Here is a 13,640-nt window from a genome sequence, read left to right as displayed (position 1 = left end):
CAAACGCCGCTGCGGCGGCGTGACCGTCATACGGGGTTAGCAAGTGAAGCGGCGTCGCGCCTATCTTCTCGCGCTTGTCGCCGCTGCGGCTCTCATTTTTCCCTGGGGCGTGATTCAGCCTCGGGCGCTCGACGATCTGCGCAACTTCGTCTTCGATACGTTTCAGCGTCTCGCGCCGCGCGCCTATGATCCGGAGGCGCCGACCCGGGTTGTCGGCGTCGACGAGAAAAGTCTCGGCGCATATGGGCAATGGCCTTGGCCCCGCGCGCGGCTCGCCGAACTCGTCAACCGGCTGCGCGAATTGGGCGCCGCGTCAATCGCGTTCGACTTCATCTTCGCGGAGGCGGACCGCGCCGGAGCCTCCCAGCTGCTCGACGCGATACCCGATGCGCGGGCGCGCGCCGAAGTGGCGAAGCTCGTCGCCAAGACTCCGAGCGGCGATCAAGTTCTGGCGCAAGCGCTCGCGCAGACGCCGGCGACGCTCGGCGTGACGCTGACCGACGCTGTCGCCGCGCCGCCGCCGACCAAGTCGGGAATCGTCACCGCCGGCGACGATCCCGCGCCGTTTCTGGTTTCCTTCGCCGGAGCGGTCGGCCCCGAGCCAAGGCTCGCGCAAGCCGCGCAGGGACTGGGCGCCACGAACTGGCTGCCGGACCACGACCAGATCGTCCGCCGTGTTCCGCTGGTGACGCGCGCCGGCGACGTTCTCGTGCCGTCCCTGGCGCTCGAAACCCTGCGCGTCGCGCAGGGCGAGCCGTCGATCGTCATCCGCTCCTCGAACGCCAGCGGGCAAACGGCGTTCGGCAAGCAGACGGGCGTGAACGCCATCAAGGTCGGCGCCTTCGAAGTTGTGACCGGTCCCAACGCAGAGGTTCGGCCGCGCTATTCGCATAGCGCCGCCGCGCGAGACCTCTCGGTGAAGGACGTGCTCGAGGGGCGCGTGGGGCGGGACCAGATCGAAGGCCGAATCATCTTCGTCGGCGCCCTGGCGACGGGGCTCGGCGACGTGCGCGCGACGCCGCTGGAGCCGGTCGTTCCCGGCGTTGATGTGCATGCGCAGATCGTCGAATCGATCGCATCGGGGTCGCTCCTCGCGCGCCCCGACTGGGCGCCCGGACTGGAGTTCGTCGTCGCCGCGCTGGCCTTCCTGTTAGTCATGGGGCTGCTGTTCATCGCCCCGCCGCTCGTCTCCGCGGCTGCGGCGCCGCTCGCGGTCGCCGGGCTTTTCGCCGGAGCATTCTATCTCTTCGATCGCCGAGGCGTGCTGCTCGACCCTTCCTATCCGAGCCTCGCGATCATCGGCGGCTATCTCTTCGGCGCGGTGACTCTCTGGCGCGCGGAGACATCGGCGCGCCGCCACGTGCGTCAGGCCTTCGGCAAATTCGTCGCGCCCGCCGTCGTCGATCGGCTCGCCGAACATCCGGACCGGCTGGTGCTCGGCGGCGAGACGCGCGAACTCACCGTGCTGTTTTCCGATCTGCGGAATTTCTCAAGGATCTCGGAAGGCATGAGCGCGCGCGAACTCACGCAGTTCATGAACGACTATCTGACCCCGATGACGGACGCGATCCTCGAACAGGAGGGCACGGTCGACAAATATATGGGCGACGCGGTGCTCGCCTTCTGGAACGCGCCGCTCGACATCGACGACCATCCGCGCAAGGCCGTTCGCGCGGCGCTCATGATGCGCGAAGCGCTTGTGGGCCTCAACAGGCGGCGCGCCGAGGCCGCCGCGGCCTCAGGCCAGGCCGCCCAACCAGCGGCGATGGGGCTTGGGCTGCATCTCGGCCCTTGCAGCGTCGGCAATATGGGGTCGATCCGCCGCTTCGACTATTCGGTGCTCGGGGACACGGTGAACCTCGCCTCCCGGCTCGAGGGCGCGAGCAAGGCCTTTCAGACGGACATCGTTGCGTCCAGGGCGGTGCGCGACGCCGCCCCCGATTTCGCCTGGCTCGATCTCGGGCGGGTCCGGGTCGTCGGGAAGAGCGAGGCGACGGAAGTTTTCGCCCTCGCCGGCGACGGCGAGGCGGCGGTTTCGGACTCGTATGTGCGCTGGCGCAAGTCGCACGACCTCATGCGCGACGAGTATGAGTCGGGCCAGGTCGCGTCCGCCGCCGAGGGGGCTTCGGCGCTGGCGCGGTCGGCTCCCGAGCCTTGGCCCGCGCTCTATGCCGCTTTGGAGGAGCGCTACCGCGGGCTGGCGAGGGAGGGGTTGGAGGATAACTGGTCTTCGGTATGGAATCTTTCGAGCAAGTGACGTCTTTGTCCCAGCGCGACTGCTTTCCTGCCGTGCGTTCGCACGCCCCCTTATAGGTTTCTCTCAGGATCGCTCGTCGCGCATGATCTCACATCTCGTGCAGAAATATTGGACCCTCATCGCATCGCGTCACGACACGAATGCTTTTTTCGTCATCGACGCCGCCTACCGCGAGCCGCAGCGCGGCTATCACGACTGGAGCCATATCATCGATCTGCTGTCGAAGCTCGATTCGATGAAGGCGCTGGCCGTCCGGCCCGATCTGATCGCCGCCGCCATCTTCTGGCATGATGCTGTGTATCTGACGCGCAACGCCGACGGTCTGCTTCGTCCCGACGCCGAAAATGTTCGCGCCAGCGCGGCGCTGTTCGAGCGCCATTCGAAATTCGACAAGTCGGACACGGATGCTGTGCGCGATCTGATCATGGCGACGGCCGATCATCTCAACGCGCGCGCCGCAATCGAACACTATCCCGGGTTCTCACGCGATCTCGATCTGTTCCTCGATCTCGATCTTTCTTCGCTCGGCGCGCCGTGGCCAGCATTCGAGCGAAACCTGGCGCGCCTTCGCTTCGAATACGCCTGGGTGCCAGAGCCGCTGTTTTGCCTCGGACGGCTTCAGATGATCGAGACGTTCGCCGCACGCGGAGACGCGCTCTACCGTCGCGACGAAACCCGGAAACTCTGGGCCGAAAAGGCGGATGAAAATCTCGCGCGCGCGCAAGAAGAACTGCGTCAGCAGGTGGCGCGGCTCGCCTCCTCGGCGTAGCTACGACGCGAGCGCCTCCCGCACCTTGGCCGAATAGCCGTAGAGATCGTCGTAAAGCTTCAGCGCGCCGTCGTCGTCGACCACGGCGGTGAAATATTGGATGTGAACCGGTATCGGCTTTGCAAGATCGACGCGATGCTCCTTCTTGCCGATCAGCGCGCGTAACCGCTTTTCGTCGTAGTCCGGGCGTCCGACCACTTCTTCGGCGAGCTTGAACGGATTCTGCACGCGCACGCACCCGTGACTGAACGCGCGCTTCGCGCGGGCGAAGAGTTTCTTCTGCGGCGTGTCGTGCATGTAGATCAGAAGATCGTTGGGGAACACGAATTTCAATCGCCCGAGCGCGTTCTTCTCGCCGGGCGGCTGCTGAACGAAAGGCTTTCCATTGCGGTAGGTCACTTTATAGCCGCGCGCGCGAAGCTTGGAGAGCTTGCCGCCGGTCTTGGGCTCCAGCTCCTTCTCGACGATCGATTCGGGAACGTTCCAGGTCGGATTGATGATGATGTAGCTCATCTCATCCGAGAAGACCGGCGTCGGCGACGTCTTCTTCCCGACGATCACGCGCGCGCGCTGCACAAGACGATTGTCGCGCGTGAATGTGGTTTCGAACTGCGGAATGTTGATCTCAAGGCGAGTCGCGGCCATCTCGCGCGGGTACCAGCGCCATCGCTCCATATTGGCGATGATCTCCGCCTCGACGCGCTTCGCCTCGGCTTCGGGAAGCGACGCGAAATCCGTAATAGGTCCGGCGTCGGAGGCGCGGGACGCTGTGGCCTCACGACGCGGATGCGCGCGCGCGGCGCGCAGTTCGGCGAGCTTCTCGCGCAACGCGACGTAGGCCGGATGCGGCGGATTGAACGCGGCGAGCCGCGCGCCCGCGTCGCGTCCAGCTTCGGCGACGGCGTCGAGCGCTTGCGTCGGCTTTGCGACCTTCGGGCGTTCTCTGATTTCGTCCGAAATCTTTTCGGGATCGATTCTGGCGCCGCTCGCCTGCGCCGCATATTCGGCGACCGCCTCGGACAGGGCGAGTTCGGCCTCGGCGCTCCAGCGCGACGCCTCCTCGGGCGCCTCCACCCGCAGGCCGTCGCGGTCTGCTTCGCGCAGGGCGTCCCTCGCGCTCCTCGCGGATTCTGCGAAGCCGTCCTCGGCGCGCCAGAGCGGCGCGTAATCGCGCTTCTTGTAAAAGGCGGCGATCTCCGACCGCTTGGCCGCCCCCTCGACGCGCGGTTTTTCATTCGTCCAGCCTTGCAGCGCCTGCTTGAGGCTCTCGCGCGCTTCGCTCGCCTGCTGCTTATCGCTCTGCTGTTCGTCGCGCCGGCGCCGTTCATCGGCTCCCTGCCTCGCATCGGCGTCAGGCAAGTCGGCCTCTGGCGGATCGGACTTCTCGGCTTTCAACCCCGGCGCCGTCTTCCTCTCGAGTTCGGCCGATGAGGCGGGCGCGTCCCGCGAGGACGGTTGCGCGAATGTCGGACCAGCGAGCAGGGCGGCGAGGACGAGGGGCGTGGCCTGCGCAACGAGCGAAACGCGAAACATTTACTTAGACTCCTCTGAGTCTACAGCGCCTTGCGGCAGACGAAGCGGATGGCCTGTCCGCGCACGCCATAGCCTTCGTCCGTCTCGACGACGACGCCATGGCAATTCTGCGCGGGATCGGACTGGGCGACCGTCGTCGGCTCCTGCCAGTCGACGGGAAGGATGAACGGCTTCACGGGCGAAGCGCCTGCGGCGATGCGAACCGGCGGCGATTCCGGCGCCTTGACGAAGAGCGCCTTGGCGGCGGCGAAGCTGACGTTGGCGGCGACGATCGCGAAGGCGATCTTCATGGCGACCGCGACGCGCACCGGTCGTGAAGCAAAGGTTCGGGTCGTGCGGTTGGCGCTGCGGTTCATTGAACGGATCATGGCGAGTTCTCCGATTGGCGCTGGGTTTGTCGATCAGCGGATGATCGGACCCTAGAGCGCCGCTCGAGGAGTCGCGGTGCGCTGGCGCACAGGGCGCCAGATGCAAGAACTCCCGGCCCTTGGGGCCGGGAGCCGCTTTCGTTAGACGTCGAAGCCGCCGTCGCCGCCGCTGTCGAAGCCGCCGCCGTCGTCGAAGCCGCCGCCATAGTCGGCGTCCTGCGCGCCGCCGGCGTCGTCGTAGCCGGCGTCATATCCGGCCTCGCTGGATCCCGACTGGTCGCCGTAATAGTTGTTGATGACCGTCTCGCCGCCGGCCGGCGCAAAGCCGGAGCCGATGCCAAGATTGCCCATCCCCCCGTAGCCGCCGCCATGGCTGAACAGGCTGCGGATCCCGTCGGCGAGCAGCACGCCGCCCGCGACGCCCGCGGCGGTGCCGAGCGCGCCCTTCAGGAAGCTGCCGCCTTCAGCCGGAGGTTGCTGCTGTTGACCCCAGCCTTGCGGCGCGTAGCCGCCGGCCACGGGGTTCATGCCGCCCTGCTGGCCGCCCCAGGGTCCGCTCGGTCTGGCCTGCGGCGACGGCCGCTGCGGCGAAGGACGTTGCCCGCCCCCGAACAGGCCCCCGAGGAAACCGCCGGCAGGCTTCGACTCAAGCTCCTGCATGCGGGCCTCGAGCTCTTCGATGCGCGCGTTGGCGCCCTGTAGCGCCTGATCCTGGACGATCACGGTCTGCGCCAGGAGATAGGGCGCGGCCGGCTGGGCCTTGATCTGCTCGCTGATGAAAGCCTCCGCCTCCTGGTCGCGCGGCGTCGAAGCGGCGCTCTTGGTGCGCTCGAACAGACCAGCGATAAGTTGGCGTTCTTCCGGTGACATAGAATCTCTCCATGGTCCGCCGCCCTCGAAGGCGCGGCGCAGAATGATATGGCCCCGCCGCAAAACGCCGCCAAGCCCCAAGCGCGAACGCAGCCTATTAAACTTTCGAAATCTGCCGGAAAAATGGGCGCTCGCCGAAATTTCCCGCCGCCTTTGGCGCGGGTTGAGAGAGGGTGGTCCGGGACGCCCCGGCCCCGTTACTCGGCCGAGTGCGTGAAGCGAAAATGCGCGTCGGGGCTGATGAGCCGTCCCGGACACGGTCTTTTTCCACGACGCGCCGGCCGGATCGCTCCTTCGGTCGCGTCGCAAGGGCCTCATATTCGCCGCCCCGGCCGCTGGAACTTTGCCCGTTCTAGGTAATCGTTCCCTGCGTGCGGCCTAAGCATTTGACCGGGTCGCTTCGCGCATGCGGAAACATGCGCCCTCCACGCCAGGAGGAGACCCGATCGGCGGTCGGAGCGCCCGACGCAGGAGCGAGGGTCGTCGTCCTGCGCTTAACCGTCCGCGCCAGCGCCGCCGACCCTGACGACGCCCCTTTCAGTTGGCGAGGCGGGAGCAGGATAGGGGAGGTTTTCAAGGTGGGGATAAGTTTTGGCGCGATACCTGCAATTTCTGCGCGTCATGCCCGCGCTTGTCGCGGGCATCCACGTGGCGCCGTTGTGCATGCATTGGACATCACGCCACCGGAGGCGGCCCCTCGTCCGTCGAGACGCGCGCTGCGCGCGCGCTCAGGATGAAGGGCCTTTGGTTGCGGGATCCCCGCTTTTTGCAATGTAGTCTGCTGCGCCAGCAAAGCAGTCCTCATCCTGAGGAGCCGCCGAAAGCGGCGTCTCGAAAACGAGGACTGCGATCCGTCGATGGGCGGCGGCGTAATTGCGCACGCCTTGCAGTGTGAGGCGCAATGTCCGAGCGTGGATGGCCGGGACAAGCCCGGCCATGACCTGGAACTTAGAACATGCCAAGCGCGTCTTTCGCCCAGCGATCAGCTTGCCCCTCACGCCGCCGTGAATTTCTCGCTGAAGATGCGCTCGTGCGGGACGCCGGAAGCGCGCGCGGTCTCCTCGGTCGCGGCGATGAGTGGGGGCGGGCCGCAGACGTAAATGTCCGGCGTCTCGGTCGCCGTCCGCAGCGCCTGCGCGAGCGCTTCGGCCGGCGTGCCGGCGAACTCACGCCATTCCGATTCCGGCTTCCAGACGCAGAGCGTCACGTTGAGTTGCGGCAACGCCGCCTTGAGTTCTTCGATCACGTCGAGCGCGAAAAGCTCGTCGACCTTATTGACGCCGAAGAACAGCCGGCAGGGGCGCTGATCGGCGAATTCCGCCATCTGCCGCAGCATGGACAGCGCCGGCGCGAGGCCGGTCCCCCCGACGACGAACCAGCGCGGCGCGGCGCTCGCTTCGTCGGCGGTGAATTGCCCCTGCGGACCGCGCACCAGCAGCGCGTCGCCGGGGACGGCGCGCTCGCGAAGATAGTTCGAGAAGGCGCCGTTCGGCTGAAGGCGGATGAACAGCTCGAGCGTTCCATCCCAGTTCGGCGTATTGGCGAGCGAATAGGAGCGCTTCGCCGAGCCGTCGGGGAGGGTGAGTTCGACGAACTGTCCCGCGGTGAACTGCGCGGCGCTACCGAACGTCGGGTCGTCTTCATATTGCAGCTGCAGGCGCACCGCCCCCGAGCCGGCGGGTTCAAGCGCGACGAGCCTCGCGCGACGTTCGGGAACCGCCGCATAGCCGACCGACGCTTCGTCGAAGGGGGCGCGCAGTGCGAGATCGCTGCGCGGCTGCGCGCGGCACAACAATATGTCGCCCGCCATGCGCTCTTCCTCGCTCAGCGCCGAACTGCTGTGGGACAGGAGTTCGACCTCTCCGCTCGCGCGCGAGACGCGGCACGCGCCGCAGCCGCCCTCCCGGCAAGAGGATGGAAGATAAATGCTCGCGCGTTCGGCGGCGTCCAGTAGCGTGTCGGAGGGTTCGGCGTCGAAGGCGATCGTCGCGCCGTCGCGCGTGAGCAGGCTGACCTTGTACATGGCGGATTCCGGCGAGAGTCGGACGCCCGAGTCCGGGCGTCCGTTGCAGGGACTACGCGGCGCGGGAGAGCGACGCTTCGATGTCGGCCTTGGCGTCGCCGACCGGCTGCACGCCGAATTGCTCAACCAGCACGTTGACGAGCGCCGGCGTCAGGAAGGCCGGCAGCGTCGGGCCGAGTCGCACATTGCGCACCCCCAGCGCGAGCAGCGTCAGAAGAACGGCCGCCGCTTTCTGCTCGAACCAAGAGACGATGAGCGACAGCGGCAGTTCATTGACGCCGACGCCGAAGGCTTCCGCCAGCTTCGTCGCGACGACGAGCGCCGAATAGGCGTCATTGCACTGGCCCATGTCGAGAAGGCGCGGCAGACCGCCGATCGTGCCGAACTCATGCTTGTTGAAGCGGTATTTGCCGCAGCCGAGCGTGAGGATCACCGTATCCTCCGGCGCTTCGTCGGCGAAATCGCTGTAGTAATTGCGCCCCGGCGCCGCGCCGTCGCATCCGCCGACGAGGAAGAAGTGGCGGATGGCGCCGCTCTTGACCGCATCGATCACCTTGTCGGCGACGCCGAGCACCGTGTCGCGTCCGAAGCCGATGGTGATGGTCTTCTCCGGCGCGTCTTCGGTGAAGCCGGGCAGGGCCTGCGCCGCCTGCGCGACGACCGCGAAATTCTCGTCGGCGATGTGGCGAATGCCCGCCCAGCCGACCGGTCCAGCGGTGAAGATGCGGCCCCGATAGCGGGGCTGCGGCTCGATGAGACAGTTGGAGGTCATGACGATCGGACCGGGGAATTCGGCGAATTCCTTCTGCTGATCCTGCCAGGCGCCGCCGTAATTGCCGACGAGATGCGGATAGACCTTGAGCTTCGGATAGGAATGCGCCGGCAGCATCTCGCCATGCGTATAGACGTTGACGCCCTTGTCCTTCGTGGCTTCGAGGATGGCGTGCAGATCCTTCAGATCGTGGCCCGAGACGAGGATCGCCTTGCCCTCGACCGGCGTCACGCGCACGCTCGTCGGCGTCGGCGCGCCGAATGTTCCGGTATTCGCGGCGTCGAGCGCCTCCATGGCGAGGAAGTTGGCGCGGCCGAGCGCCAGCGCTTCGTCGAGAAGCGTGGCGACATCGCCCTCTTCGCGCGCCAGCGTGTCAAGCGCATGTTCAACGGCCGCGTAGATCGCGTCGCGCTCTTCGCCGAGAACGCGCGCGTGATGCGCATAGGCGCAGACGCCCTTGAGGCCATAGAGGATGAGCGCGCGGGCGCCGACGGCGTCCTCGCCGAGGATCGCTGCGTCCTTGCGCACGGCGGCTTCGGAGGCCTGGGCGAGAAGTCCGGCCATGTTGCTGGCGGGCGCAAAAACGGCGGGGCCGGAGAGAAGTTCCGGCTCCTTGCCGGCGGCGCACGCGGCGCTTTCGTAAAGGGACTTGGCGCGTTCGCGGATCTGCGAGGCCTGCTGGATCAGTTCGACGAACTTCGCCGCGTTGAAATTGACGTTGGTGAGAGTCGTGAAGAAGGCGAAGAGGATGAAGCGGTCGGCTTCGACGTCCGTCGCGTCCAGTTGACGCGCGCGATGCAGATACTGGCCGAGGCCCTCACAGACATAGAGCAGAATGTCCTGCAGATCGGCGGTCGTCGCGTCCTTGCCGCACATTCCCTTCGCGCCCGCGCAGCCGGCGCCTTCATCCGACCGGTAAGTCTGCTCGCATTGATAACAGAACATGTCGCTCCCTCCTGGCTTGCTTATTCGGTATTTAGAATGCGTATTAAAAAGGGCAGAAGTCAAGCCGTGACGCGCGCCATGCGGCGCGACATTTCGCGACGACAATTCAGGCGGAGAGATCGGCGAGCGGGAAAGCCGCGGATTTGTCGAGGCAATCGTGCAGCGTGAAGCGATCGAGTTCGCGCAAAAATCCCTGCTCGGCGCGGGCCAGCATGCCTTTCAGTCGGCAGCGCGGCAAAAGCGCGCAGCTGCTGCCCTGTGGGCTGAAACATTCGACGAGCGGCTGATCATCGAGCGTGCGCACCACTTGCCCGATGCGGATGTCGCGGGGATCGCGCGCCAGTCGCACGCCGCCCTGCGCGCCGCGGATGCCCTCGACATATCCGGCCGCCGCGAGTTCCTGAAGCACTTTCGCCATATGGTGGCGGGAAACGCCGAAATGATCGGCGATCGCCGCCGCGCTCATCACTTGCGGATTGCGGTCGGCGAGGAGGATGAGGGCGCGCAGGCCGAAGTCGGTGAAGGTCGTGAGGCGCATGTCGCGAATTTAACACGGTATCTGAAATTCTGAAATACATCTCGCAAGCATTGCACAACGTCTCGGCGTGGATGGCCGGGACATAGGCGAGCGAAGCGACGCCGTCTTCGACGGCTTCGCCCGGCCATGCCGATTTGGGAGCATCAACTGAAGCCGGCCCTCGTCCTTCGAGACGCGCGCTGCGCACGCTCCTCAGGATGAGGGCCTTAGGTTGGGGGATACGAAGGACGGCTGACCTCGCAGCCGCCAAGACTGCCTTCAGCCGTCAGCCCCAAAAGCAGTCCTCATCCTGAGGAGCGCCTGCAAGGCGCGTCTCGAAGGACGAGGACTGCGACGCGTCTCTCTTTCACTCCCCACCTAACGCCATGTCGTCGCGGTGGATGATTTCGTCGGGGCCCTTGAAGCCGATCAGCGCCTCGATGTCCTTGGTCGAGCGGCCGACGATCTTCGCCGCGTCGACCGCGTCATAGGTGACGAGTCCGCGGCCGATCTCGCCGCCCTTGGCGTTGCGGATCACGATGCAGTCGCCGCGCGCGAAAGCGCCTTCGATTCGCGTCACGCCCGCCGGCAGCAGGCTGCGGCCCGAGCGCAGCGCCTTCGCCGCGCCGTCGTCGATGTGCACGGCGCCCTTTGGCTCCAGAGAGCCGGCGATCCATTTCTTGCGCGCCGTCACCGGATTGGACGGGGTCAGAAACCAGCTGCAGCGTCCGCCCGCTGCGATGCGCGCGATCGGCGCCTCTTCGCGCCCGTCCGCGATCACCATATGCGCGCCGCCGGTCGTCGCGATCTTCGCCGCCTCGATCTTGGTGCGCATGCCGCCGCGCGAATATTGCGAGGCGGCGCCGCCGGCCATCGCTTCGATTTCCGCGGTGACGCGCGGCACGACGGGGATGTGCTTCGCATCCGGGTTTGAATCGGGCGGGGCGCTGTAGAGCCCGTCGACGTCGGACAGGAGGATCAACAGATCGGCGCTCGCCATTGTGGCGACGCGCGCGGCGAGGCGGTCATTGTCGCCGTAGCGGATTTCCGCGGTCGCCACGGTGTCGTTCTCATTGATCACCGGCACGGCGCGCAGCGACAATAGCCGCGTCAGACATTCGCGCGCATAGAGATAGCGGCGGCGCTCCTCAGTGTCGCCGAGCGTGACCAGCACCTGCCCGGCGACGAGGCCGCGGTCGTGCAAGGTCTCGGCCCAGAGCCGCGCGAGCGCGATCTGCCCGACGGCGGCGGCGGCCTGGCTGTCCTCGAGCTTCAGCGCGCCGCGCGAGAAACCGAGCACGCTGCGCCCGAGCGCAACGGCGCCGGAGGAAACGACGAGCACGTCGGCCCCGGCGCGGTGCAGGTCGGCGACGTCGTCGGCGAGACGCTTCAGCCAGGCGCGTTTCGCCGACGCCTTGTTGGGGTCGACGATGAGCGAGGAGCCGACCTTGACGACGATGCGTTTGAAGTCGGCGAGTGCGGGGGCGCGCTTGGTCATCCGTACGGGAGCTTGCGTTGATCAGTTGCGAGGCTGCGACTGCACGGCGGTCATTTCCAATCGGGCGTGCGCCCGCCGGAGTGACGCGTCAAGCACGCTGCTCAACAGGATGCGGCGCGGCGTCGACGCAGAGTTAGCCCGCGGCCGCTCCAACTGCAAATTGGCGGTTAGAGCGCGTTTTTCTGCCAGCGCCGGATGACATCGAATGGATAAATGAAATTGACGACATTGAGTGTGAAATTGTCGCGGATCTTCAGCGCGACGAAGAGTTCGAGAACGATGGACATGGCGAGAACGGCGAGCACGGGCAGCCTCCACGCCAGCAGGAAGCCAAAGGCCATCGCCAGCGTATCGACGAGCGAATTGACGATGCTGTCGCCGCCATAGCCTTCGGCCGGCGCCTGCTTGCGATAGTGGCGGATCGCGAACGGCGTGTTCTCGAGGATCTCCCAGCCGACTTCGAGCGCGAGCGCGATCAGGAAGCGCTGCCAGATCGACAATCCCGGCGCTGCAAGCCAGAGGAGAAAATAGAACAGCACGCCGTGAATGACATGCGTGAAGCTGTACCAGTCCGCGAGATGCTGAGAGAGGCAGTGGGAGGAGGGGTCGCCTTCCCAGAGCTTGAATTTGCCTTGGGAGCAGAGAAACGGCCGCCCGAGCGCCCAGAGCGCGCCCGCCTGAAAGATGAGCGCGGCGCTCGCCGCAGCCGTGATCTCCCATGCGGTTGCGTTCAGAATCATACTTCTCAACTGGGAGACGCGGCCGGGGAGACTAGTCTCCGAGTCCGGCGATATCGGCGTCCCTATTCTTGTCGGCGCGGCTTCCGACGGAGAGTTCCTCCAGCTCCTCCGTCCAGCATTCGAATTGCCTGCGGCCGTAATCGACCATTGCGTCGGCGATATCTTGCGGCGACTTCGCCGCTGATACGTCCTGCGCGAATTTCAGCGCTGACCGCGTGTTGATCAGGCTGAATTCCATCAATCTCACGGCAAGGTCCTGATAGGTCTTGAGCGAGGTCGAAACGAGGGAGGCGCCGGGCGCGATCATGATGTTCCCCTTGGAGCTGCCGGACATATCTCTGACAATCACCGAAAATATAGAGGGAGGCGCGGCCGCGCCAGCGCCTCCCTCGCCACTGAAAAGCTATCCAATATGGGAGCTAGAATAGCGTCCGGTCTGAGACGGGCATATGACGGGCCCGCGACGCGGCCAGCCCGTTGATGTTGGTCAACCAAGTGATTTCGTTGAATAATTTTTATTCTGGTCCTACAATGTTTGTCGCCCGTGGCGGTTGACGGGCGTTATTATGAACGGAATTGATGGGGCTCGCGTGGGCGGCGCGAGCGAGGAGGCCGTAATGCATCGGTTGGTTTATTTCAGTAACGCAAATCTTGATCTGAGCCGCTCGGCCCTCGAATGGATGGTGGAGAAATCAGCGGCGCGAAATCGGCCGCTCCAGATTAGCGGCGCGCTTTTTTATAACGGCCTGAATTTTTTGCAGATACTCGAGGGACCGCGTCAGGCGCTGACGCCCCTTTATCTGCAGATCCGTAAAGATCCGCGCCACTCTGGCGTGGTCAAGCTCGTCCACGAACGGATTTCGACGCGCAGCTACCCTGATTGGGGGATGAAACTGTTTTGCGGCGCGCCGAGATGCGCCGCCACAACCTTCGAAGCGATGCCCGGCGATAAGGATTTCCCCGCCATGGTCGACGGCTTTTTCAAGTTTGGGCACGTGACGGCGCTTCCCGAACTCCGGTGAGCGCAATTCTTGCTTGGGTATGTCGCCTGCCTTTGGCCGGCCGCGCCCTTCGGAGCTGCTAATGTTAGGAATCGTTGAGAAAATCGGCTCGGCTGAGAGCCACATCAATGTGGGCGCCCCGGGGCGGGATCGTCGACTGCTGTCCGGCTATTTGGTCAATCTGCATCGTGGCGCGGCGCCCGTGAGAGAACTGATGCTCGCGGACATAGAGAGATTTCAGTCGCTGGGGGCGACCGGATACGCCGAGGATCTGCGGACCGCGCTCAAGCGCTTCACCTCCGAATTCCTTGAACGTAAGGATCGGCGCTAGCGCCGCCTGCGCCGGG

Annotated in this window: 13 protein-coding genes; 4 read left to right on the top strand and 9 right to left on the bottom strand. The window is 65.6% G+C overall.

The features are described from left to right. Positions 1-43 precede the first annotated feature (43 nt). Together AC0X69_RS02890 and AC0X69_RS02885 are read left to right on the top strand one after the other, a co-directional pair. Positions 44-2,257, top strand: a complete 2,214-nt coding sequence (locus AC0X69_RS02890; RefSeq protein ID WP_482611109.1) for a CHASE2 domain-containing protein — start codon at positions 44-46, stop codon at positions 2,255-2,257. Between the two features lie 82 nt (positions 2,258-2,339). Continuing rightward, the gene (locus tag AC0X69_RS02885; protein WP_482611107.1) at positions 2,340-3,026 is read left to right on the top strand and encodes an HD domain-containing protein; all 687 of its coding nucleotides are present in this window, start codon (positions 2,340-2,342) and stop codon (positions 3,024-3,026) included. Here AC0X69_RS02885 and AC0X69_RS02880 read toward each other — a convergent pair whose 3' ends face one another. From AC0X69_RS02880 to AC0X69_RS02840, 9 genes are all read right to left on the bottom strand, one after another. Next, complete coding sequence (locus AC0X69_RS02880; protein ID WP_482611106.1) at positions 3,027-4,559, bottom strand: L,D-transpeptidase family protein; 1,533 nt, start codon at positions 4,557-4,559, stop codon at positions 3,027-3,029. 20 nt (positions 4,560-4,579) lie between these two features. Beyond that, the gene (locus AC0X69_RS02875) at positions 4,580-4,927 is read right to left on the bottom strand and encodes a hypothetical protein (RefSeq protein WP_482611104.1); all 348 of its coding nucleotides are present in this window, start codon (positions 4,925-4,927) and stop codon (positions 4,580-4,582) included. 141 nt (positions 4,928-5,068) lie between these two features. Beyond that, positions 5,069-5,797 carry a DUF2076 domain-containing protein gene (locus AC0X69_RS02870; protein ID WP_482611102.1) on the bottom strand — a complete coding sequence of 243 codons (729 nt, stop codon included), beginning with the start codon at positions 5,795-5,797 and terminating at the stop codon, positions 5,069-5,071. Between the two features lie 994 nt (positions 5,798-6,791). Further along, on the bottom strand, positions 6,792-7,820 hold the full coding sequence (locus tag AC0X69_RS02865) for a 2Fe-2S iron-sulfur cluster-binding protein (protein ID WP_482611100.1): 1,029 nt from the start codon (positions 7,818-7,820) through the stop codon (positions 6,792-6,794). Between the two features lie 52 nt (positions 7,821-7,872). Beyond that, positions 7,873-9,537 carry a hydroxylamine reductase gene (gene hcp, locus AC0X69_RS02860; RefSeq protein WP_482611098.1) on the bottom strand — a complete coding sequence of 555 codons (1,665 nt, stop codon included), beginning with the start codon at positions 9,535-9,537 and terminating at the stop codon, positions 7,873-7,875. A gap of 106 nt (positions 9,538-9,643) precedes the next feature. Continuing rightward, entirely contained in the window at positions 9,644-10,075 is a 432-nt protein-coding gene (locus tag AC0X69_RS02855; protein ID WP_482611096.1) for an Rrf2 family transcriptional regulator, read from the bottom strand. A 346-nt stretch (positions 10,076-10,421) separates the two neighbouring features. Beyond that, positions 10,422-11,552 carry a glutamate 5-kinase gene (proB, locus tag AC0X69_RS02850; protein ID WP_482611094.1) on the bottom strand — a complete coding sequence of 377 codons (1,131 nt, stop codon included), beginning with the start codon at positions 11,550-11,552 and terminating at the stop codon, positions 10,422-10,424. 167 nt (positions 11,553-11,719) lie between these two features. Beyond that, entirely contained in the window at positions 11,720-12,292 is a 573-nt protein-coding gene (locus tag AC0X69_RS02845; protein WP_482611092.1) for a DUF2585 domain-containing protein, read from the bottom strand. Between the two features lie 31 nt (positions 12,293-12,323). Then, the gene (locus AC0X69_RS02840; RefSeq protein WP_482611090.1) at positions 12,324-12,599 is read right to left on the bottom strand and encodes a phasin family protein; all 276 of its coding nucleotides are present in this window, start codon (positions 12,597-12,599) and stop codon (positions 12,324-12,326) included. A 283-nt stretch (positions 12,600-12,882) separates the two neighbouring features. Here AC0X69_RS02840 and AC0X69_RS02835 point away from each other — a divergent pair, with 283 nt between their 5' ends. Then, complete coding sequence (locus AC0X69_RS02835; protein ID WP_482611088.1) at positions 12,883-13,314, top strand: BLUF domain-containing protein; 432 nt, start codon at positions 12,883-12,885, stop codon at positions 13,312-13,314. A gap of 61 nt (positions 13,315-13,375) precedes the next feature. Further along, entirely contained in the window at positions 13,376-13,624 is a 249-nt protein-coding gene (locus AC0X69_RS02830; RefSeq protein WP_482611086.1) for a hypothetical protein, read from the top strand. Positions 13,625-13,640 lie beyond the last annotated feature (16 nt).

The organism is Methylocystis sp. Uni0008 (genome assembly GCF_056838045.1).
The sequence above is the reverse complement of the archived record's forward strand: the minus strand, read 5'-3'. Positions and strand labels throughout refer to the sequence as shown.